This window comes from Taibaiella helva, from assembly GCF_003545695.1.
GTDB lineage: Bacteria > Bacteroidota > Bacteroidia > Chitinophagales > Chitinophagaceae > Taibaiella > Taibaiella helva.
On record NZ_QUZZ01000002.1, the window covers coordinates 474,904 to 496,753 of the forward strand.

General features: G+C 53.0%; 16 protein-coding genes. 11 read left to right on the top strand and 5 right to left on the bottom strand.

What is annotated here, in order from left to right:
* Positions 1-72: 72 nt before the first annotated feature.
* The 5 genes from DZC79_RS04785 to pfkA all read left to right on the top strand — a co-directional run bounded on the left by DZC79_RS04785 (position 73) and on the right by pfkA (position 6,063).
* Positions 73-2,097: a vWA domain-containing protein gene (locus DZC79_RS04785; RefSeq protein ID WP_118950405.1), complete on the top strand. Its 2,025-nt coding sequence runs from the start codon at positions 73-75 to the stop codon at positions 2,095-2,097.
* A gap of 98 nt (positions 2,098-2,195) precedes the next feature.
* On the top strand, positions 2,196-3,623 hold the full coding sequence (locus tag DZC79_RS04790) for a TolC family protein (protein WP_118950406.1): 1,428 nt from the start codon (positions 2,196-2,198) through the stop codon (positions 3,621-3,623).
* Positions 3,624-3,765: 142 nt separating this feature from the next.
* Entirely contained in the window at positions 3,766-4,527 is a 762-nt protein-coding gene (locus DZC79_RS04795; RefSeq protein ID WP_118950407.1) for an inositol monophosphatase family protein, read from the top strand.
* 98 nt (positions 4,528-4,625) lie between these two features.
* On the top strand, positions 4,626-5,063 hold the full coding sequence (gene dut, locus DZC79_RS04800; protein WP_118950408.1) for a dUTP diphosphatase: 438 nt from the start codon (positions 4,626-4,628) through the stop codon (positions 5,061-5,063).
* 28 nt (positions 5,064-5,091) lie between these two features.
* A complete protein-coding gene (gene pfkA, locus DZC79_RS04805; RefSeq protein ID WP_118950409.1) occupies positions 5,092-6,063 on the top strand; it encodes a 6-phosphofructokinase in 972 nt (323 codons plus the stop codon).
* Between the two features lie 590 nt (positions 6,064-6,653).
* Here the strand turns inward: pfkA and DZC79_RS04810 are convergent.
* The 4 genes from DZC79_RS04810 to DZC79_RS04825 are packed head-to-tail and all read right to left on the bottom strand — an operon-like array spanning position 6,654 to position 9,454.
* The gene (locus DZC79_RS04810) at positions 6,654-7,880 is read right to left on the bottom strand and encodes a DUF3570 domain-containing protein (RefSeq protein WP_118950410.1); all 1,227 of its coding nucleotides are present in this window, start codon (positions 7,878-7,880) and stop codon (positions 6,654-6,656) included.
* 45 nt (positions 7,881-7,925) lie between these two features.
* A complete protein-coding gene (locus DZC79_RS04815) occupies positions 7,926-8,153 on the bottom strand; it encodes a DUF4266 domain-containing protein (protein ID WP_118950411.1) in 228 nt (75 codons plus the stop codon).
* Positions 8,146-9,066: an FAD:protein FMN transferase gene (locus DZC79_RS04820; RefSeq protein ID WP_198666776.1), complete on the bottom strand. Its 921-nt coding sequence runs from the start codon at positions 9,064-9,066 to the stop codon at positions 8,146-8,148. Before DZC79_RS04820 ends, DZC79_RS04815 begins: the two co-directional genes overlap by 8 nt.
* Entirely contained in the window at positions 9,053-9,454 is a 402-nt protein-coding gene (locus tag DZC79_RS04825) for a thioredoxin family protein (RefSeq protein WP_157976927.1), read from the bottom strand. Before DZC79_RS04825 ends, DZC79_RS04820 begins: the two co-directional genes overlap by 14 nt.
* A gap of 192 nt (positions 9,455-9,646) precedes the next feature.
* On the opposite strand from DZC79_RS04825, the gene DZC79_RS04830 reads away from it, so the two are divergent.
* The 5 genes from DZC79_RS04830 (at position 9,647) to DZC79_RS04850 (ending at position 19,435) form a co-directional block, all read left to right on the top strand.
* Positions 9,647-11,905, top strand: coding sequence for an FUSC family protein (locus DZC79_RS04830; protein WP_118950414.1), 2,259 nt, complete (start codon positions 9,647-9,649; stop codon positions 11,903-11,905).
* Between the two features lie 129 nt (positions 11,906-12,034).
* On the top strand, positions 12,035-12,304 hold the full coding sequence (locus tag DZC79_RS04835; protein ID WP_118950415.1) for a hypothetical protein: 270 nt from the start codon (positions 12,035-12,037) through the stop codon (positions 12,302-12,304).
* Positions 12,305-12,673: 369 nt separating this feature from the next.
* Positions 12,674-14,941 (top strand): aconitate hydratase, encoded by a 2,268-nt coding sequence (locus DZC79_RS04840; RefSeq protein WP_118950416.1) that lies wholly within the window; start codon positions 12,674-12,676, stop codon positions 14,939-14,941.
* A 143-nt stretch (positions 14,942-15,084) separates the two neighbouring features.
* A complete protein-coding gene (locus DZC79_RS04845) occupies positions 15,085-17,352 on the top strand; it encodes a zinc-dependent metalloprotease (protein WP_198666777.1) in 2,268 nt (755 codons plus the stop codon).
* Positions 17,353-17,656: 304 nt separating this feature from the next.
* A complete protein-coding gene (locus DZC79_RS04850; RefSeq protein WP_118950418.1) occupies positions 17,657-19,435 on the top strand; it encodes a hypothetical protein in 1,779 nt (592 codons plus the stop codon).
* A gap of 95 nt (positions 19,436-19,530) precedes the next feature.
* On the opposite strand, the gene DZC79_RS04855 is transcribed toward DZC79_RS04850, so the two are convergent.
* Positions 19,531-20,427 carry a murein L,D-transpeptidase catalytic domain family protein gene (locus DZC79_RS04855; RefSeq protein ID WP_118950419.1) on the bottom strand — a complete coding sequence of 299 codons (897 nt, stop codon included), beginning with the start codon at positions 20,425-20,427 and terminating at the stop codon, positions 19,531-19,533.
* Positions 20,428-20,776: 349 nt separating this feature from the next.
* Between DZC79_RS04855 and DZC79_RS04860 the strand changes: the two genes are divergently transcribed.
* Complete coding sequence (locus DZC79_RS04860) at positions 20,777-21,739, top strand: polyprenyl synthetase family protein (RefSeq protein WP_118950420.1); 963 nt, start codon at positions 20,777-20,779, stop codon at positions 21,737-21,739.
* Positions 21,740-21,850: the final 111 nt, after the last annotated feature.

Consider the following 21,850-nt stretch of genomic DNA (forward strand, 5'->3'; position numbering starts at 1 on the left):
CTTGAATAATTTGTGAAGCCCTCATTTTCCATTAAACTTGCATACTAAAATCCTGGAACCCGGAACGTTTAAATGAATTTAATATACTGGCTGCTCTGTTTGCTCATTGGTCTTATTCCTGCAGTACTGCTCTACCGCAGCGACCGGAGAAAGAATATCCCCGTGAAGTGGCTGCCCGCTTTGCTGCGTTTCCTTACCTGCTTTTTCACGGCGGCGCTGCTGCTGGCTCCTGCTTTCCCCACCACCCATACCGAAGAAGAAAAGCCCCTGTTGCTCTGGCTACAGGATAATTCTACTTCCATGCACGAGGCCCTGGGCAAGGATTCGGCGGCCTACCGGGATAAAGTACAGAAGCTCAAAGCGGGTTGGGAGAAGGATTATACGGTAGTTCCCATGACTTTCGGCGCCGACCTGTCGCGCGACAGCCAGCTGCGCTACGACCAGCGCAGCACCAATATTGCCGGGGCGTTGCAGGCGGCCACGGAACAATACCGGGACCAGAATATCGGCGCAATTATCCTGTCGACCGACGGTATTTATAATGAAGGTCTGGATCCCCTGTATGCACCGTTGGGCAGCCCTGTCCCGGTCTATACCCTGGGGCTGGGCGACAGCACGCTGCCTCGCGACATCAGCATCGGCAGGGTATACGCCAACAAGACGGTCGCGCTCAACAGCAAGTTCGAGATCATGATCGACCTGCGGGCCGACAAGCTGAACGGCAGCAATACGACGGTAAACCTGCTCCACGATGGCGGCGTTATAGGACAGCAGCCGGTGAAGATCGACAGGGACCGCTTTACTGCCAGCTTCCGTTTTGAAACGGAAGCGAAGCAAAAAGGCTTTCAGCGCTACTCCGTATCGGTGCCGGTACAGGATGGCGAGCAGAATACACTCAATAACCGTATGGATTTTTTTGTCGAGGTGATTGACGATGAAACCAAAGTGCTGCTGCTGGCAGCAGCGCCGCATCCCGATATTGCTGCGATAAGAGAGGCGCTGGAAAGTGTGCCCCAGTATAAGGTGGATGTCCGTTTTGGCAACGATGTGCCACAGGTTACCTCTTACCATCTTATTATTGCGCACCAGCTTCCGGCGATGAGCGGCGCAACGCTGCAGGCAGCCGGCAAACCGGTATGGTATATCCTGGGCCGGCAAAGTAACCTGAATGCCTTGTCCCAGCAGCAGGACCTGGTAAAAATTGCCGGCGGCGGCAATCCTAACGATGCTTTGCCCAATCTCAACACGGCGTTCAGCTTTTTCAACCTGCCACCGGGCACAAGAGAGGTAATGGCCAGGATGCCACCGTTGCAGGCGCCCTACGGCAACTATACGGTGGCTCCTGATGCGCAGGTATTGTTGCGGCAGCAGATCGGTAATGTCGCTACCAATTATCCGCTATGGGTCTTCCGTAACAATGGTACGCCGCAGGCAATGCTTTGCGGTGAAGGCCTATGGCGCTGGCGGCTGTATGAATATAAAAATTCGGGCAAGCATGAGGTAGTAGACGAGCTGATCCGCCAGACGGCCAGCCTGCTGAGCATTAAAAAAGACAACCGGCCTTTCCGCATCTTTATGGACAAATATGTGCTGAGCGACAATGAGCCGGTAAACCTGTATGCCGAGCTGCGCAACGATAACGGGGAGCTGATCAATGGCCCTGCGGTCGGGCTGTCGCTCACCGATAGCGCCGGTAAGGCGCTGGCCTATGAAATGGAAAAGAACGCTAACAGCTACCGCCTGAATGTGGGGCTGCTGGCGCCAGGAGCTTATCATTATAAAGGAACGGTCAGCTACAATGGGAAGAGCGCCGTGTCCGAAGGCAATTTCCTGGTGGAATCCGTACCTCTTGAGCGCCTGCGCAGCCATGCGGATTTTGACCTGCTGGCCCGCCTGGCGGCACAGACAGGCGGCCGCTTCTTTACCTACCGCAACATGGAAGCTCTTACAGACAGCCTGAAAAATAACAGCCAGGTAAAGCCCCTGATCCATACGGACAAGGCTTATACCACATTGATAGACCTTCGCTGGTTCTTTGCAATCATCCTGCTGACAGCTGCCGGGGAATGGTTGCTGCGGAAATACTGGAATGCATAATTTTATCGTCCCCCCGCGGCTATAGCAGCCGGATCAATATCTTTGCGGACAAACGCTGACCTGTCGGGAGCACCTGTTTTTATTATTACATTTGCGCTATGCTAAAAAAGACCCTTTTTGTCGCAGCCATGCTTGCCAGCAGCCTTGCCGGTGCCCAGGATTCCCTCTGGACGCTGCAGCGCAGCATCAGCTATGCTGTGGACAATAACCTTGATATCAAACAAAGCGTGCTGAACGAACGGCTGGCATGGCTGCAGCAGCAGCAAAGCCTGCTGTCGATGCTGCCTAATGTGCAGGCCTCGACCAATGTCGGGCGCAGCTATGGCCGTTCTATCGATCCCACCACCAACCAGTTCAATACGGATGGATACACCTTTGCCGGCGCCAGCGGTAATGCGGATGTATTGCTGTTCGGCTGGTTCCAGAAGCAGAATACCCTTAAGCAGGATAAGCTGCTGCGCCAGGCGGCGTCGGCCGACCTGTCGCAGCTGAAAGATGACGTTTCGCTGAACGTAGCCACGGCCTTTCTCCGGATACTGATGGCCCAGGAGCAGATCCATGTGGCCGAAAGCCAGCTGCAGTATAGCCTGAAGCAGCAGGAGCAGGCCGAATACTTTGTCAAAGCCGGGCGTTCTCCTGAGCTGGACCTGGCCCAGATGCAGGCCCAGGTGGCTACCGACAGCTCGGGTTACTTCACCGCGTTGGCCACTTATCAGCAATCGGTGCTGGACATGAAGGCGCTGATGAATTTCGAGATCAGCGCCCCCTTTGTACCCGTTGCGCCCGAGGTGAACAGCATCCCGATAGGAGAGCTGGCCGGGCTTACACCAGAACTGGTTTTTGCTTCCGCCCAGAAGCACTTCGGCTCTATCCGCAGCAACCAGCTGAAGATCGAAGCTTCGCGCCGGGCGCTGGCTGTAGCCAAAGGCGGGCTTTATCCCCAATTGTCGTTCAGCGGTCAGTTCGGAACCAACTTTGCTTCCACCTACCGGGAAACCAAGACTTCTGTAGATGGCTATACAACTGGCACTGATTTTGTCTACATTGATGGCGTACGCACCCCGGTTCAAACACCCAATATTCTTTTCTCTTCCAGAGATGTGCCTTTTTGGGATCAGTACAGCAATAACTTCAGGCAGACCTACCTGCTGAACCTGTCGGTGCCGCTGTTCAATGGCTGGAGTGCCCGTACCAGTGTTAACCGGAGCAAGGTCGACGTACAGAGCAAGCAGATCGGCCTTGACCAGGCTAAGCTGAAGCTGAAACAGGATGTGTATAAAGCTTATTACGATGCTATGGCAGCCATACAGAAGCACTATGCCACTGCCAGGGCTGAAGAGGCTTCCACCCGGGCCTACGACTATGCGCAAAAGCGCTACGAGCTGGGCCTGATGAATGCCGTGGAATTGCTGACTACACAGAATACGGCGTTCAAAGCAAAAGCAGATGCGCTTTCGGCTAAATACGATCTCCTGTTCAAGCTAAAAGTAATCGATTATTACCTGGGTAAAGAGATTAAGCTGTAATATATAATCTTCATCATAGTAAGGCAGGAGCGCGACGCTCCTGCTTTTTTCATTGCGGGATTCAGCCCCCGGCCCTGCGCCGGCAAATATGTTTTGCTCAAATAGCAGCGGAATTTTACTTTCGTGTTACAATTAGCGCTGAATGAAAGAAACGCTGCTCAAAGCGATAAAAGAGGCAGGGGCCTTGATCCTGAAGCATTTTAATGGTCCCTTTGCTGTTTCTCATAAAGATGGTGTCAACAACCTGGTCACAGAAGTGGACCAGGCATCCGAAAGGCTGATCACATCGATCATACGGGATGCCTATCCCGATCACGGCATTATCGGCGAAGAATACGGTGCGCATGAGATACAGTCGCGCTATAAATGGATTATTGACCCCATCGATGGCACGGTTAACTATGCACACGGTATTCCCTTGTGCTGTATCAGCATCGGCCTTATGGAAGACGAGACCATGATCCTGGGCGCGGTGTACAATCCTATGATGAACGAGCTGTTCTTTGCCGAAAAAGGCAAAGGCGCCACGCTGAATGACCTGCCCATCAAGGTATCGGAGAAAAGCGACTTTGAGAAAGTGTTCCTGGTGACCGGTTTTCCTTACCATTTTCCTGAAGGCAAGAATCCTTTCTCCATCTTTGAACGGATGGTGACCAGTGGTATCCCCGTGCGCCGCCTGGGCTCGGCCGCGCTGGACCTTTGCTGGGTAGCCTGCGGCCGCTTCGACGGCTTCTGGGAATATAACCTGAATGCCTGGGACATTGCCGCCGGCTACCTGATCGTGGAAGAGGCCGGTGGAAAGGTGACCGATTTCCGCAACAATCCTTACACCGTTTGGGATAAGGAAACCCTGGCCACCAACGGCAAGATACATGAGCCCCTGCGTCAGGCGATTATTGCCTGATATCAAGTATTAAGAACCAAGTACCAGGTATCAAGTACCAGGCATGTGGTTCTGCATCTTGATCTAACGTCTAACGTCTAACATCTAATATATAAGAAATGCTCCCGATCAATATCATCAATCAATCGCATCATGCTTTGCCGCAATACCAGACCGAAGGCTCGGCTGGTATGGACCTCTGTGCTTTTATCCCGGAGACCATTACGCTGAAACCCCTGGAGCGTATCCTGGTGCCTACAGGACTTTTCATTGAGCTGCCGGTAGGCTATGAAGCACAGATCCGTCCCCGCAGCGGTATGTCCATCAAGAAAGGGATTACCGTGATCAATGCGCCGGGTACGATCGACAGCGATTACCGCGGTGAGATCAAGATCCCGATCGTTAATCTCTCCAACGAAACACAAACCATAGAAGATGGCGAAAGAGTGGCGCAAATGGTGATCGCCAGGCATGAAACGGCCGTGTGGACGGAAGTGGAAGCCCTGAACGAAACCGTACGGGGCGCCGGAGGCTTCGGGCATACGGGTGCAAACTAACCTGGCGGATAAACTGTTCTTAAAAGCTATGAAAAAACTTGCTTTGCTTACTTCGGGCGGTGACGCGCCGGGTATGAATGCCGCCATCAGGGCCGTGGTGCGCACTGCGCTGTACAACGGCCTGGAAATAGCCGGTATCCGCAGGGGATACCAGGGCATGATCGAAGGAGATATCTTCAATATGGAAACCACTTCGGTATCCAATATCATGCAAAGAGGCGGCACTGTCCTGAAAACCGCACGCAGCAAGGAGTTCCTGACTACCGAAGGTCGGGAGAAAGCGTATCGCCAGCTGAAGCAGCATCATATCGACGGTCTTATCCTGATCGGTGGCGACGGTACTTTCAAAGGGGCTAATGTCTTCTTTAAGGAACATTCGCTGCCAGCAGTGGGTATCCCCGGTACCATCGACAACGATATTGCCGGCACCGATTATACGCTGGGCTTCGATACTGCTGTGAATACAGCCGTTGAAGCCATTGATAAAATAAGGGATACTGCCGAGGCGCATGACCGCATTTTCATCGTCGAAGTGATGGGCCGCGATGCCGGCTATATTGCGCTCAACAGCGGTATCGCCTGCGGGGCCGAAGACATATTGGTGCCCGAGCAGACTTCCGATATCAATGCCATATTGGAACGTATCGGCAACGACAAGCGGCGGAAGAAGCTGGTGAACATTATCGTGGTAGCGGAAGGCGACGATTTCGGCGGCGCCGATGCGCTGCGCATGAAGATCATGGAGCACCTGCCCGAGCTTGATGTGCGGTCCACCATACTGGGCCATATCCAGAGAGGCGGCTCCCCCAGCTACTTTGACCGGGTGCAGGCCAGCCGCATGGGCTATGCCGCAGTGAATGCGATCATCTCCGGTAAGACACAGGTGATGGTGGGCCTGGAAAACCAGGAGATCATCTATACCTCCTTCGACCACGCCATCAAGCAGCATGCGCCGCTGGATATGAAGATGCTGGAAATGGCGAAGATACTGGCGTCGTAGCCGTAACATTAATCTTTTCCCGCAGTGGCTCAGCACCGCTGCGGGATTCTATTTAATACTTAGCGCCTTGGTGTCTTTGTGAGAAAATAAAAGAGATGCTTCGGCTGCTGCGCAGACCTCAGCATGACCGTGATGTGTTTATAGCTGAGACACAGCTCCGCTGAAAACACCTGCCGTCATCTTGAATGCAGCTTGCGTGGCATGTGGAAGGAAAGATCCTGAGTATTTACATCTTATCGCTCGCAGCCGTGGGTACATTTATCTTCTTTATTTTGCTCACTAAGGCAAGACAGCAAGCGACATGCAAGCATAGCTAATACCCAGCCCCAATACACGGCGCAATTTGATGGTCACGTCCATTTATCTTGCCAGAAGGCTCCGTAGGAGCCGAACGTTTGTAGCGCCACCATGAATAAATATGACCTTGCTCCGTAGGAGCAAAACCTGGGCAACAGCTGGGAAAGCTCCGGATCCGGCCTCCGTTCAGGCCGTTGTAGGGCCCGCCGGTATCGCAACCGCAATATGATCCTTGCTCGCAGCGCCTTCGCGGCGCTGCGAGCAATACCCAAACGAGCTTAGGCTTGCGGCTGCTATAGATCTTTCACCGGTTTGATCCGGGAATGTTTTACATCCAGCAACAAGGTCACCATATGCGCGTACAGACCATCGCTGCGCTTGTACCAGGCATAGCGCAGCGCCGCTTCGTCAAAGAAAAAATGTCCGCCCATCCGTGCCTGCGGTGCATAGCGCAAAGTAAGTCCCATCTTGATATCGTTGAAAGCAGAGAGGTCGGAATCTGATGTATAAAAGGTTTCGGATGTGCTGTGCTCTTTATAAGGCTTAAAGTAACGCGAAGCCGTTTGGGTATACCAGCGCAGGTGCGGCGCGATGCTCAGCTGCGGGGTTAGCTTGACCGGCACTTCCAGCTGGAAAGTATGCGCCGTGATTCCGAAGTTGTCCCAATAGAAGCGGTAGTAGGCGCGGAAGACCAGGTTACGGAAGGCAAATATATTGGCCTGGAGCCCTACCGGTATCTTCCAGCGTTCCATAGGCAGGTTCTCTACTTTTGCCAGAGACAGCTCACGGAAGTAAACCCTGTGGAAAGGAGTGGACAGCAAGCCCTTCTGGTAAGCCAGCTCGGGCATCAGCGCCACGCGTATTCTCCGGTTGACGACCTGGTACCAGGCAAAGCCCAGGTTATAAGAATTGCGGGTGTAGGTATCAAACCATTGCTTGTAGCGCAGCTCTATAGGGTAGATCAGGGTTACCGGCCGCCAATACCGCTTGTTGATACGGCCCCAGCGCAGGTCGTCGAAATAACATTGCAGGCCCATCTGCAGCTCGGTAGCGCCATCGGGAGTAGTATACGAAAGCGACAGGCTCACAGGTAGCGAAGTATAATCCGACTCCACGGAAAGACCGGTGCGCAGGCCGGCAGTAATGCCGCTCCTGCCCAGCTTCCGGCTATAGCCGAGGCCGAGGTGGCTGCGGATATCGCTGCGGGAGGCCGAGCTGATGACATAGTCGATATTGTCGGTAGAGGCAGAGGTGATCACATCGGCGCCGATGTTGACCTGTAAGGTTTGCACCGAATCGGGCCGCCGGGTTATGGTCGCTTCGGCAGCATAAACTGTGAGCTGCTCGGTACCCTTACCCCCGGTAACGGCCGAATGTTGCCCATCCTGGCCATAAAAGGAAAACAAGGCCTGCACTTCGGTCTCTTTCAGCTGCTGTTTCCGGTATACAGGCTCTGCCTGCTGCGCTTTCGCGCTGAAGACGGAGGTAAGCAAACCGAAGACCAGGTATCTCTTTTTCATCGATGGGTGTAAGCTGTTACAGCGGGCTAAGTTGGGGATTAAAGATCAATTGCAGCCGCATCCGCCGCTGCTTTTGCCGGTGCCGCCGCCCGAAGCGCCTTCGCGGTACGACTGGGCGTTTTCGTCAAAGTGTTCGACGTCCAGCTTGCCGGCCTGCATATAGCTGTCGTTCAGGTAGGCCCGCTGGTAAGGCTTTACGGTAGCACAGGATGCCAGGCTCAGCAAGCTTGCGGCCAGTAAGGTGTAAGCACAATATTTCTTTAGCTCAGGCATGGGTTGCGATCTGTTGGGAAGTATGGACACGGTTCTCCTGGTCAATAATAAGGGCATGAACGCCAGGCAGTTGATCGATAAGGTCGAGCCCTATCTCGATGCCCATAATGGTAACGGCCGTAGCCAGGGCGTCGGACAGCTCTGCGCTGGGACTGACGACAGTTGCGCTTTTGATCCATTGTGCCGGCTGCCCGGTACGCGGATCGATGTTATGCGAATAGCGGATGCCATTGAGCTCGAAGTATTGTTCGTAGTTGCCCGAAGTGGCGACAGATGCCTGGTCTACCGGCAGCCACAGCAATATGCGATCCGGCTGTTGCGGATCGGCAATGCCCACCTTCCAGGGCTGGCCGTCGGGGCGCAGCCCCCAGGCGCTGAGGTCGCCGCTGGCGTTCACGACACCAGACAGTACGCCTTCGCTTTGCCATAGCTTCCGCACACAATCGGCGGCATAACCTTTGCCCACGGCGCCGAACCCGATGCGCATGCCCTCGCGGCGGAGAAAGACTTCGTTGGCTTTCGTGGTATCGATATGCCGGTAGCCTGTCCTTTGTAAGGCCTGTTCCAGCTGGGCAGGAGAGGGTAGGGCAGGTGTGGCGCCTTTGAAGTTATAGAGTCTTTTCAACGCGCCGGACGAAATATCGAAGGCGCCCTGGGTGAGGACAGAGAGCCGCAGGCAGCGGCCGATCAATGCGTAGACCTCCGGGTCTACAGGTACAGCAGCTATGCCGGCCTGGCTGTTGATCCTGCCGGTATCGGAACTGTCGTCGAATTCGGTGAGCAATCTTTCAAGCCGCCTGATCTCGTCGACGCCAGCCTGCAGCAAGTGCTGCATCCGCGTTTCGGATGTGCCGGTAACGATCAGCTCAAAATCGGAGCCCATAAGCCTCGCCTGTAGCTTACATTGCTGCATGGGCTTCCTTTAACGTTTTTTCCAGCTCATCGATCAGTGCCCCGGGAGTGGCATAGTCCTGCAGAAAGGTGTGGAGCGCCTGCTTGTCCTTGCCCAGCAGCAATAGCTTGGGAAAGCGGCCTTCGGGATTGAAGACCTCGGCCAGGGCCTCATATTGCTGCACCAGCGCAGCGGGAATCTTTTTCTTCTGGGGAAAATCAGTTTTCAGGATCAGGAAGCGGTCACGGGCAAAGGCCATGAACTGTTCTGTCGAGAGTACCTGCTGTTCCAGCCTGATGCAGGGAATACACCAATCGGAGCCCTGGAAAACAAGCAGCACCGGCTTGCCGGTCAATGCGGCCTGCCTGAAGGCCTCTTGCGGATCAGTTGTGGTTTGTGCCCCAAGCAAAGCGGGGAAAAGAAAAAATAGCAAAAAAAGAAGCCTGCCCATCATACCTGCTGCGATAAATAATCGGTAAAAATAAAGAGGGTAACCCTACCCGCAAATTACACTTTGGTTAAAACTTTAAAAAATAGAGATCAAAGGGATACAGCAATTGTTGATCGCATTACACAATAGTTATTATCTTGCAAGATACAAATGGATTTAGCTGCTTCTTACCAATCTGTCAACAAACGTTTACAGTCGCAATACCGTGAACCTGCCTGGGGCTGGGGCCTGCGGGTTGCCATGTCGGTGACCATACCCCTGCTCTGGGGTGCTTTCTTCGATAAGGAAAGCGGCGCGGAATGGATGGCGATAGCGGCCGAGAGCGTTTCCTTTATCGAGCTTAAGGGCAATATAGGCCAGCGGGTGCGGCTATTGCTCAGCGCCTCGCTGCTATCGATACTGTTTTGTATTGTCGGCAGTCTTGCCGGCAATATTATATGGATCAGCCTGCCGGGTATGTTTGCCGTAGGCTTCCTCAGCGGTTTGTTCAAAAACCTGGGTGACCGGGGGATGGGGCTTGCCCTCAGCGTTTATATTTTTTACATCATTACCAGCGCTTATCCCGTTGCGACCAGCGAAGCCCTGTGGGCCCGTTGCGGATGGGTGGCTTTGGGCGCTTCGTGGACGGTCATCGTAGGGCTCAGCAGCTTTCTTTTTATCCGTATCGGCACGCCTTACCGCCGCACTATTGCCGTGATCTGGAAATCGGTGGCGGCCCTGGCACAAGCTACCGGCAAGGGTTGGGATGGTACCGCCACGCGCAGCTCGGTACGGGATATCTACCTCAAGGAAAAAGACGTACGCACGGCTATCGACAGCTCGCTCTTCCTCTTCGAAGAGACCGCCGACCAGGTGAGCAAAAGCCAGAAGACCAAATATGCCCTGGCGCAAACCCGCCGCTGCGCTTCGCTGGTGAGCATGCACATCATACAGATCAGCGAAACGGCCGAGCAGCTGTACCGCCATACCGGCGACCGCAAATTCATGGTACAGTTCTACAGCTTGTTCCGGGCGTTGGAGCAGATAGGGGAGCGCATGGAAATCTACCTGCTTACCCTGAAGGAGGAGGAACGTATCCTGGTGGCCTCCCGCATCGAACGCCTGCGCAAGATCTCGCTGCAGATAGCGGAGCTGCCCGAGGCAGGGCAGCCCAGTGTCGCCGCTGTGGTAAAGAAAATGCTGGTGCTCTCCGAACGGGTGGCCAAGCTGGTGGAAAAATCGCTGGAGCTGCTGGCGCAGCCGGGCGAGCGACGGGTGTACCGGGCTTATTCCTTTGCACAAACGCTCAATATTCTCCATCCCCGGTATGTAAGGAACAATCTCAGGCAGCTGTTCAACCTCGACAGCATTACTACCCGCTATGCGATCCGTATCGGCATTGCGGCTTTCCTGGGCACCCTTATCGGCTTCCTGCTGAGCGAGGGCAGCGCTTTCGCGCTCTTCCTGCACGATACGCTGGACCTGCCGCTGGTGCAGCTGCGGCATCATGGTTACTGGATCGCCTTTACGGCCATTATCGTTTCCCAGCCTTATTTCGGTGCTACCTTAAAGAAAGGGATCGAGCGAAGCGCCGGCACGATCGCCGGCATTATCGTAGGCTCGGGCTTCCTGCTGCTGCCTTTCCCGCTGTTATCCCGCTTTATCCTGGTATTCTTCAGCTCTATATTCCTCATTTATTTCCTACGGCGGCAATACTCGGTGGCGGCTTTTTTCATTACCCTGATGCTGGTGGGCCTGCTGGCCATCGATCCCGGTTTCGATGCGGGATTGATGAAGACCCGTATCCTGTGCACGCTGATCGGGTCGGCGCTGGCGATCGGCGCGGGTTTCCTGCTGCTGCCTTCCTGGGACAAAGATCATCTGCCCCGCTATCTGGCGCAAGCCATTACGGCCAATTTCGATTACTTCCAGGGTACCTTCTACCGCAGCGAGGAACGTATGCCCTGGACCAGGCTCAAGCGTATGGCGGAGTCGCGCAACAGCAATGCCTTCGATTCTTTTACCCGCTTCATGCAGGAGCCCGGGATGCGCCGCAAGAAGGGGTATGCGAATTATTATTACCTGCTGACACATAACGTGCGGATCACGCGCGAGTTGAACAATTTCCACGGAGAGACGGAGCTGGAAGTCGAAAAGATACCGGTGCAGGAGAAAGAGAAGTTTTACCAGATGCTGTACCAATGCGACGACCTGTTCCGCGACAATATACAGCTGCTGCGGCAATCCGGCAACGGCTTCGTGGCGGAGAAATACCTGAAAACCTTTCCTGAAGAAGGTTTTCATACGATGAATCCTGTTGAGAGCCAGATGGTCTATATCGAAAAGATGCTGATCGAGCTGAAAGCCATTTACAACGGCTTGCACGGCGCGCCTTCGGAGCAGGAGCGCAAGGCCATCGAAGAGGTTTGACCAGCTTGCCCGGCGCCCGGCCGGCGCCTCATGCGTGAAGGATTGTAAAAATCACAAACCGATAACAAAACAATATTACCTGCATGTATATTCCCGCTTTAATTTTAGGGTAAATTAAAAGAAACAACAATGAAAAAGATCAGCTCACTGCTCCTGGCCCTTATGCTTATGGTTTCGGGAGTCACTTTTGCTCAAGACAAAGCTGCGCCCAAGACCAAGCCGGCTACCGCGCAAACCAGCAAGCCCGCCGACAAGTCTGCCACTGCCGGACACACCAAGAAAGATGGCACACCCGATAAGCGTTACAAAGAGAACAAGAAAATGAAGAAAGACGGTACGCCCGATATGCGCTACAAGGAAAATAAAGATAAGAAGGCTGCCGCGCCCGCAACAAAATAAGGAGGCAGCCCGGATTACTGCTTTTCATGCACAAATACCAACAAAGAAGAAGTCAGGTTTTTAAAAACCTGACTTCTTCTTTGTTGGTCCCGGACGAACGGCATCGGCGTGCAGCGCGTAGTTCCAGGGTCCTTTCAGGGAATCTTTTTTGCTCTTGATTAAAATCAACCTTCGTTACTCATAATGCTATCGGATAGTGAAATCAGAAAAAACAATTGTCATAATCCTGTCTTTTTTTTCTTTTCTCTTTTTTATGAAGTAAATTTGCGAGCCGGTTTAGGAGAAGGGACAAATAAAATCTTGACTGGTCTAAAAATCCCCTCCTGATCCCTTCAATATTCAACTTTTTTTCAAATCTTCATTTTCAAAATGGCTTTCGACTTAGATCTCATCCAAAAAGTTTATGCTGAAATGCCGGGCAAAATCCAGATTGCCCGCCAGCTGCTCGGACGTCCGTTGACCCTGACGGAAAAAATCCTTTACGCTCACCTGGACAAGCCTGCTACCGCTGCTTACGAGCGGGGTAAAGCTTACGTGGACTTCCGTCCGGACAGGGTCGCGATGCAGGATGCGACGGCGCAGATGGCCTTGCTTCAGTTCATGACTTGCGGGCGCGATAAAGTGGCCGTTCCTTCTACCGTTCACTGCGATCACCTGATCCAGGCCAAAGTAGAGGCGGATAAGGATCTGCAGGTAGCCGTGGATTCCAATAAAGAAGTTTACGATTTCCTTTCCTCCGTTTCGGACCGCTATGGCCTGGGTTTCTGGAAAGCAGGCGCCGGTATCATCCACCAGGTGGTATTGGAAAACTATGCTTTCCCCGGCGGTATGATGATCGGTACGGACTCTCACACCCCCAATGCCGGTGGCCTGGGTATGATCGCTATCGGTGTCGGTGGCGCTGATGCCTGTGATGTGATGGCCGGATTGCCCTGGGAGCTGAAGATGCCCAAGCTGATTGGCGTACACCTGAAAGGCAAGCTGAACGGATGGGCTACACCTAAAGATATTATTCTATGGGTAGCCGGCAAGCTGACCGTAAAGGGCGGTACCGGAGCCATCGTGGAGTACTTCGGCGAAGGCGCTACCAATATCAGCTGTACCGGTAAAGGTACTATCGGCAACATGGGTGCTGAGATCGGCGCCACAACCTCTACCTTCGGCTACGACGAAAGCATGGAGCGCTACCTGCGCGCCACCGGCCGTGCAGCGGTAGCCGACCTCGCCAATGGCATTAAGGAACACCTGACCGGCGACCCTGAAGTGTATGCTAACCCCGAACAGTATTTCGACCAGGTAATCGAACTCGATCTCTCTACCCTGGAGCCTTATATCAACGGACCTTTCTCTCCCGACCTGGCTACACCCATCTCCAAAATGAAAGATGCGGCGGCAGCCAACGGATGGCCTACCAGGCTGGAAGTAGGCCTTATCGGTTCCTGCACCAACTCTTCCTACGAAGACATCAGCCGCGCAGCCAACCTGGCCCAGCAGGCGGTTGACAAGAACCTGAAAGCCAAATCAGCCTACACCATCACCCCCGGTTCGGAGCAGGTGCGTTTCACCATCGAACGCGACGGCTTCATCGATACCTTCGGTAAGATCGGCGGTACGGTATTTGCCAATGCCTGTGGCCCTTGTATCGGTATGTGGGCCCGTGAAGGCGCTGATAAAAAGGAAAAAAATACGATTATCCACTCCTTCAACCGGAACTTTGCCGCCCGCCAGGACGGTAACCCCAATACCTACGCTTTCGTAGGCTCTCCTGAAATCGTGACCGCCCTGGCGATCGCCGGCGACCTGACCTTTAACCCGCTTACCGACAGCCTTACCAACGAGGCCGGCGAGCAGGTGAAGCTGGATGCTCCTTCAGGCTATGAGCTGCCTCCAAAAGGCTTTGCCGTGGACGATCCGGGTTACCAGGCGCCTGCAGCGGATGGCAGCGGCATACAGGTAATTGTTTCTCCCGAATCGCAAAGGCTGCAATTGCTGGAAACATTCCCTGCCTGGGAAGGTACCGATCTGAAAGGGCTGAAGCTCCTGATCAAGGCCAAAGGCAAGTGTACGACAGACCATATTTCAATGGCCGGCCCCTGGCTGAAATTCCGCGGTCACCTGGATAATATCTCCAACAACATGCTGATCGGTGCGACCAACTTCTTTAATGAGAAGACCAATAGCGTGAAAAATGAGCTGACCGGTGATTATGCACCGGTACCCGAAGTGCAAAGAGCTTACAAAGCCGCTGGTATCGGTTCTATCGTAGTCGGTGATGAAAACTACGGTGAAGGCTCCAGCCGCGAGCATGCTGCCATGGAACCCCGCCACCTGGGTGTGCGCGTGGTGCTGGTAAAATCTTTTGCCCGTATCCACGAGACCAACCTGAAGAAGCAGGGTATGCTGGCCGTTACCTTTAACAATAATGACGATTACGACAAGATCCAGGAAGACGATACGATCGATGTGCTTGGGCTTACTACTTTCACTCCCGGCGTACCGCTTACTGTGGTGGCTAACCACAAAGACGGTACTAAAGATGAGATCGTGGTGAACCATACCTACAATCAGCAGCAGATCGAATGGTTCAAAGCCGGCAGCGCCCTGAACATCATCCGTAAGGAGTTTGGTGTAGCCTGATAGCGGACGAATATTAATTTCTTAAAACAGCAGGGTTTTCCTGCTGTTTTTTCTTTTACAGGCCTTTTGCGACATGGATATGTCGTTCATGCTACCTGGATTTGTAATACTTTCGCATGAAATATTCTTTTATCCGGCAAAAAATGAAATCACTACAGATGAAAGCCTGGTCATCAGGCATCCTGGCGGCAGCCCTGCTGACTACCTCAGGAATTCAGGCGCAGGAAATGCCCAACCGATTGGCAACAGCGGTACAGAACGAACTACAAATGCGTGATGCGGTTACCTACGGACTATTCGAGCCTTCTGTACAGCGGGATCCGCTGATCGATAAAGAGATCAATAACGTGGTTTACCTGAAGCTCAACAAAACAGTGCTGAAAACACTGGCAGCTGCGAACACGCCGCTTATCCGGCTGTCGCTGCCGGGACAGGATGGTAAGGCCATTGATTTTACGTTGAACAGCTACAGCATCCTGGACAACGGGTTCAGAGCCTATGAAAGGGACAGCGACGGGCAGAAGAAAGAAGTATCGGTAGCTACCGGAAGCTTTTACCGTGGCATTGTCGACGGCGAAAACCGCTCCCTGGCTGCTTTTACCTTTACCGGTGAGGATGCAGCCGCAGTGATCAGCACACCCGGTGGCGGTAACTATAACCTGGTGCTGGATTATGTAAATCCCGGTGCGGACAGGGACAATTACCTGCTCTTCCGTGAGGCGGATATTAAAACGAAAAACACCTTCCGCTGCGGGGTAACCGAAGCGATGGAACAGGTGAAAAGGGATAAAGTGGCTGCCAAAGGCAGCTTTGCCAATTGTGCCAAGCTGCGGGTATCTATGAACGCCGATTACCTTACTTACCAGAAGCGTGGCAATAGCGTAGCCAACGCCACGACCTACCTGCTCACATTGTTCAACGTGATCTCCACCCTCTACAGCAATGAGGATATCAACGCGGTCGTTTCCGAAACGGTCGTGAACAGTGCGCCGGACGGCTATACCTTCGGCAGCTCCACCGAGGTCCTGGCCCGCTTCGGAGAACTGGTGCGCAATACTTTCAATGGCGATATTGCTCATCTCGTTACGGCTTACGAGCAGGGAGGGGGGCCTCCTTTAGGAGGGGTGGCCTGGCTGCGTACCCTTTGCGTACCGCCATCTTTCGAAAATGTACCTGGTATGGGTCAGACATGGGTAGGGCCCTTTGGTATTGCTGACAACTATATTCTGAACAATATTCCCCAATTGCCGGTTTTCTCCTGGGATGTCGAGGCTTCCGCCCATGAGATGGGACACAATATCGGCTCACCGCACACGCACAGCTGCAGCTGGCCTGGCGGTCCTATCGACAACTGCTATCCTGTCGAGGACGGCTCCTGTGCGCCCGGTCCTAACCCGGCTGCTTCCGGCGGAACGGTCATGAGCTATTGTCACCTGACCAACTGGGGCATTAACCTGGCGCTGGGCTTTGGTCCGCTGCCCGGAAATCTGCTGCGGGAAAACATGACCACCAATCCTTGTACGTCTACAGCAGCGCCGGGTAAAACGCTGGCCACTGCCGGCAAGGTGAGCATTGCCAACCGCCAGTGCAACGACGGTCAATGGACTTACTACTATTACGACAACAATACAGCGGTAGATACGGACGATGAGATGATACTGATGATCCGGACCAACGGGCAGAACATCGGTAACGTCGACCAGGCCGGCTTCCAGATCAAGATGACGACCGAAAGCGCTTACGGTTCCAATACCGGTCGCGCAGTAACCGCCCCTTACGCGGCCAGCGGCTGGAAAGAGGCCAACCGTACCTGGAACGTGACCCTGAGCAGCCAGCCAGCTGCGGCTGTGGTAGTCCGTTTTCCCTTTATGGACCAGGATGTGTTGGATATTAAAGGTTCTGTTCCCCAGCTGACACAGGCCAACCAGCTCTCTGCTGTGGCCTTTAAAACACAGGCAGCGGCAACCAATCCGGCTACAGCCGCTGCCAGCGCGGTAAATATTTATACCAATGGTAATGTTGCCGATGCCACGCACTGGCGCCTCGATGCACTGGGCAACTATAAGTATGCTGAATTTTCCAGCAACTATGGCGTATTCGGTGGCAGCCTGGGCTTCAAAGCCGGAGGAACAAGCAGCATTGGCGGCATAGCAGCCGGTGAGCAGGAGCTGATGATCTATCCCAACCCGACAAATGGTGAGCTGAATATCGCTATACCCGGAACGGCCAGGTCTTCCCGCCACGAAGTTACGGTGTACGATCACCTCGGAAGGGTAGTGCTCAGCAATACCAGCGTAACGTTGCTCCAGGGCGGTATCCGGCTGAATGTATCCCAGCTGGCCGAAGGGGTGTATACCATCCGCTATACCAACGACGTTGCGTCGTTCAATGGCCGCTTCGTGAAGAAATAAAACCTGAGTTATTCATCCTTAATAAAGCTGCCCAAGAGGCAGCTTTATTTTTTTCGGTACCTGTAGCCGTTACCGGAAACGCTCTTCCTGAAGGATAAGGACAGATCTGATGCGGCATGCTTAAACAAGCAGGATTATAGCCTGTAAAAAGAAAGTTCTGATGGGGTTGCTGGGGATCATCGCTTACACCTATTTGCCGGGAGATACAATTATTGTCATTTGGCGACACCTGCTCAATGGTACTTGGGCGATCGCCTGGTACAAAGTTATTTTTACCTGACACTTATTTGTAAAACCTTCCTTTATGAAAAAAATAAACTTCGTTCCGCTGCTGGCCCTGGTCTTCAGCAGCTTGTTGCCGATACCGGCAACGGCTCAGTATGTGCGTACTTATCAGTCGTTCAATCCCGCCGCTATGCCGGTCGGTGCTGTCGACCTTATCGCAGCAAGCCCCAATACATCGGTCTTGCTGGCAACGGACATTACTTATGATCCGGTTACGGGAACACTGCCCTACGATAATATCCTGCTCCGGGAACTGGATTATAACGGGAATATTCTTTTTGAGACCCTGCACCGGGCCCCCAGCCTTTATGTGATGCCTCAGCGGGTGATCCATGCGGCAAGCGGTGGTTACATTGTAGTGGGAACCTGCTCGCCGCGTACGGCTCCCTTTATTCAGCAACCGTTTGCTGCCCGTTTCGACAATGCCGGTACTTTCCTATGGATGAAAGAATACGCGTGCAATATGGCAAGCTATGCCGACTCCCGGTTGGGCAAGGGGGTCTGTATCGAACAGGTACAGGATGCGCCCGGCGAATCTTACATCATCGCAGCATCGGGCCAGCAGACAATCTTGCCGGCCTATGACCAGGATTGCATCCTGAATGTGTTGCGTATCGATGGTGCAGGAGGCGTTATCTGGGATAAAAAGTACTCGGTAAGTATGGCTACCCGTTCGGCCATAGGCGCGCCGGCTATGACGGTCCTGCGCATCAGCCCCTCGGTGATCCGGTACGGCCTGGGCAAATACCTGATCGCGGGCGCCGGGGAAAGCATACCAGGTGGCGGAGCCGCTTTCTTAATGAGCATCGACAACAGCGGAGCCATCGTTGACAATTTCCGGCAGGTGATCGTGCCTACCTATAGTCTTAACCATGATGTCATCTTCGATCCTGTGAATAACAATTTTGTTATGGCCTACACCATGGGCGACAACAACCTTGTCGGCGTGCCAACGGCTTCGGAAATCACCCTCAGCCGCTTTGATGCAGTTACACTGAATCATCTGCGTTCAGACTACTATTGGGTGGATCAGACAACTGAGAATTATAGTATGGGTATTATGCAGGACAAAGGCTATAAAGACTACTTCATTTCCTGCAGCATTATGCCGGCTTCGGGTAGCACTATACCGGAGAGAAACACCTGCTTGCTGAGAGTGGATAAGCTTACGGGAAATGCCGAGTTTTTTAAACGCTTCAATATCTACACCGGCACGCTGGCTGCGACACAACCCGTCAGCATCAGCGATCCCCTTACCGGGAAGGAACAGTTTGTTTTTGCCGCGTCCAAAGATGCGACGAAAGAGATCAGGATGATCGCTACCGACGTCAACGGGAATACCTGCGGCGCCGAAGAATACCCTATCGGACAGCGTCCTGTAGTCCCGGTTTTCTCTTCCCTTCCGCACGGGGATTACGATGTGGTTTGCATGCCGGCATACCGTTTCCCTGTGTCCGTGCCTTTATCTACGACGTTCGACCAGTGTTCCGGTACCGGCAGTCAATACAAAGGCGTAGCGGAGATGGCGATGGAGAGCAGTTTTAAAGTTTATCCTACACTATTGGATAAAGGAAATGATCTTGTGAAGCTCGAAGTGATCACGAAGAGCGCTACCCGGCTGGATATTGCACTGGTTGGTATGGATGGCCGCCAGGTAGCGACCCATTCCTTCGCGCTGAGCGAAGGAGCGCAAACGCTGTCCTGGACGCTGCCCGGGCTGGCATCGGGGGTATACTCCCTTTCGGCACATTCGGGGGATGGTACGCTCCACGAAACAAAGCGGCTGGTTCGGCAATAGATTGCTGACAAGCGAAAGGTTATAGTATCCTCTATAAAAAAAGCAAGGGTTGTCTGTCGGGACAATCCTTGCTTTTTGAATAATCTTAAACTGTGTTACTGTGCACCTACAGCCAACTGGACGCCCTGGTAGGTGGGCAGCTGCGGTACTGCCGGTGTAGCTGCTGCATCCTGGTTGGTATCGGCCTGGGCCAATGTTCCTGCTGCGATATTATTTTGCTTGTTCAGCTTCTGGAATTCGCTTTTGATCAGCTCGTCGTCGGAAATATGCGGCGCACGGTTCAGCCACACGGACTGCGCCAGGTAAGGCCGGCTGGGATAATAAATATAAAGGCAGGTGCCCTCTTTAATCGTATTGATGATGGCCCTGCTCTGAGCCACCGGTACCGCCGGGCAGCCCCAGCTGCGGCCCAGGCGCTTATTGTCGCGGATATAGGAATCGCAGACATAATCGGCGCCATGCATCACGATCGCACGGCTGTACGCCGCATCGTTATAGCCATTATCCATGCCATCCAGCTTCAGCGAATAGCCATTGTCGCCGTTATAGGTTTCCCGGGTAACGTAGAAGCCCAGGCTGCTTTGATGTGAATTTTCACGGTTGGAGAAGTTAACGGCAAATTCTTCACCTGTGCCCTGTCCATGCGCCACCAGGGTATGAAACACAACCTTTGCCTGTTCGAGGTCGATTACCCAAAGGCGTTTTACGTTAGCCGAGAGGCTGAAGTCACAAATGCTGAGCATCGAATGCTCCTGGTTCAGCTTGCCGGCTTCCCTCAGGTTCAGGTAGCCGGTGTAGGCTTTCCTGAACACCTCTCTGGAGAGCGGTTCGTCTTTTCCAAAATTGATCTGGTTATAAACCTGATCTGCTTTCCGGTTAATACCGGTACGGGAAACGTTGAATCTGGAATTCTCTTCCCCCTTTACTACTTGTACAAAAAATGAAGATGCACACATAACAATCATCAACAAACCCACTCTGATTTTTTGCATAAGCCCCTTTAATTTTATTTTTTGATTAAAAAAATTCAGCCCAATTGTTCAAAAGTATCCAATTGTGATAAATTAAACAACCCTTTCGGGCTATTTAAACATAGATAAATCCGATTTATATGTCATAAACACATGACAAAACGCTCTTAAGTAACTGGCTATGAATTATGCGGGTAAATTACCTTTAATATGCATAAAAGTGGCTTGGTCCCGATTTTTACCTTTTTCTTTAGCAGGGCATTGGAAGCGGGAGAGGAAACCCGGCTGATCACCATGCTCACTGCTGCAGAGAAAGCAGCCGGCAAGCTGCCGGTTTCTTCTTAGCTTTGCGCTCCTAGAAATTGATCGCATGCGCAGCTTTCCTGAAATTTCCATCCTTTTTGAACAATATCTAAAGACCGATCTGCCCTTTCCCGGCCACCAGGAACGGCTGTACGAACCTTGCCGCTACCTGCTCGATGCGGGGGGCAAACGGGTACGTCCGGCCCTGTGCCTGATGGCCGCGGAGCTGTTTGGCGGCATTAACCCAGATGCCTACCATGCAGCCATGGCCGTAGAGCTTTTCCACAACTTTACCCTGATCCATGACGATATTATGGATAAGGCGCCGCTGCGGAGGGGTAAGCCCACTGTACATGCCCGGTATGGGCTCACGGCCGGTATTCTTTCGGGCGATGTTATGGGTATTTTCGCCTATGATTGCCTGGGAAAGATCCGGCCGGAGCATCTTCAGAAAGTTTTCCGGATCTTTAATAAGACAGCTATTGAAGTCTGCGAAGGGCAGCAATGGGACATGGACTTTGAAGAGCAGGAAGAGGTCAGCATTGACGAATACCTGAAAATGATCGAGCTGAAAACCTCGGTATTGCTGGCGGCCAGCCTCCAGATCGGCGCGATCGTTGCCGGTGCACCCGACGAAGATGCGCAGCACCTGTACGAATTCGGCAAAAATATGGGTATTGCCTTCCAGCTGCAGGACGATTACCTCGATACTTTCGGCGCCGAGGACAAGATCGGTAAAAAGCCCGGTGGCGACATCAGGGCCAATAAAAAAACCTTTCTGACCCTGAAAACCCGGGAAATTGCCGGCGCGCTCCCGGTGATGGAAGCGCTGATGCAGAAAGAGGAGGAGGAAAAAGTGAACGGCGTGCGGCAACTTTACCTCGATTTTAATATCGATGAGCATAGCAAAAATGTGATCAACCAATACGCTGAGTATTCATTTGCTCATTTAGATAAGATCAGCCTTCCCGGGGAAAGAAAAGAGCCTTTACGCCAGTTGGCCGCCTGGTTGCTGAACCGCCAATACTAAGTAACTGAAGGATTTAAATAGTGTCAAATTGACAAAAAAGAAGGTTTGGCAAGTAAATTGAACATAACTTAAAAGATGAACCGGTTTAACCCTTTCAATAATAAAAAGCGT

What these genes read in the sequence shown, in the direction of transcription:
- DZC79_RS04835 (WP_118950415.1), top strand. Translation starts at nt 12,035, where the DNA reads ATGAAAAAGATCAGCTCACTGCTCCTGGCCCTTATGCTTATGGTTTCG.
- DZC79_RS04840 (WP_118950416.1), top strand. Translation starts at nt 12,674, where the DNA reads ATGGCTTTCGACTTAGATCTCATCCAAAAAGTTTATGCTGAAATGCCG.
- DZC79_RS04855 (WP_118950419.1), bottom strand. Translation starts at nt 20,427, where the DNA reads ATGCAAAAAATCAGAGTGGGTTTGTTGATGATTGTTATGTGTGCATCT.
- DZC79_RS04785 (WP_118950405.1), top strand. Translation starts at nt 73, where the DNA reads ATGAATTTAATATACTGGCTGCTCTGTTTGCTCATTGGTCTTATTCCT.
- DZC79_RS04815 (WP_118950411.1), bottom strand. Translation starts at nt 8,153, where the DNA reads ATGCCTGAGCTAAAGAAATATTGTGCTTACACCTTACTGGCCGCAAGC.
- DZC79_RS04810 (WP_118950410.1), bottom strand. Translation starts at nt 7,880, where the DNA reads ATGAAAAAGAGATACCTGGTCTTCGGTTTGCTTACCTCCGTCTTCAGC.
- DZC79_RS04850 (WP_118950418.1), top strand. Translation starts at nt 17,657, where the DNA reads ATGAAAAAAATAAACTTCGTTCCGCTGCTGGCCCTGGTCTTCAGCAGC.
- DZC79_RS04820 (WP_198666776.1), bottom strand. Translation starts at nt 9,066, where the DNA reads ATGCAGCAATGTAAGCTACAGGCGAGGCTTATGGGCTCCGATTTTGAG.
- DZC79_RS04845 (WP_198666777.1), top strand. Translation starts at nt 15,085, where the DNA reads ATGAAATCACTACAGATGAAAGCCTGGTCATCAGGCATCCTGGCGGCA.
- pfkA (WP_118950409.1), top strand. Translation starts at nt 5,092, where the DNA reads ATGAAAAAACTTGCTTTGCTTACTTCGGGCGGTGACGCGCCGGGTATG.
- dut (WP_118950408.1), top strand. Translation starts at nt 4,626, where the DNA reads ATGCTCCCGATCAATATCATCAATCAATCGCATCATGCTTTGCCGCAA.
- DZC79_RS04790 (WP_118950406.1), top strand. Translation starts at nt 2,196, where the DNA reads ATGCTAAAAAAGACCCTTTTTGTCGCAGCCATGCTTGCCAGCAGCCTT.
- DZC79_RS04830 (WP_118950414.1), top strand. Translation starts at nt 9,647, where the DNA reads ATGGATTTAGCTGCTTCTTACCAATCTGTCAACAAACGTTTACAGTCG.
- DZC79_RS04795 (WP_118950407.1), top strand. Translation starts at nt 3,766, where the DNA reads ATGAAAGAAACGCTGCTCAAAGCGATAAAAGAGGCAGGGGCCTTGATC.
- DZC79_RS04860 (WP_118950420.1), top strand. Translation starts at nt 20,777, where the DNA reads ATGCGCAGCTTTCCTGAAATTTCCATCCTTTTTGAACAATATCTAAAG.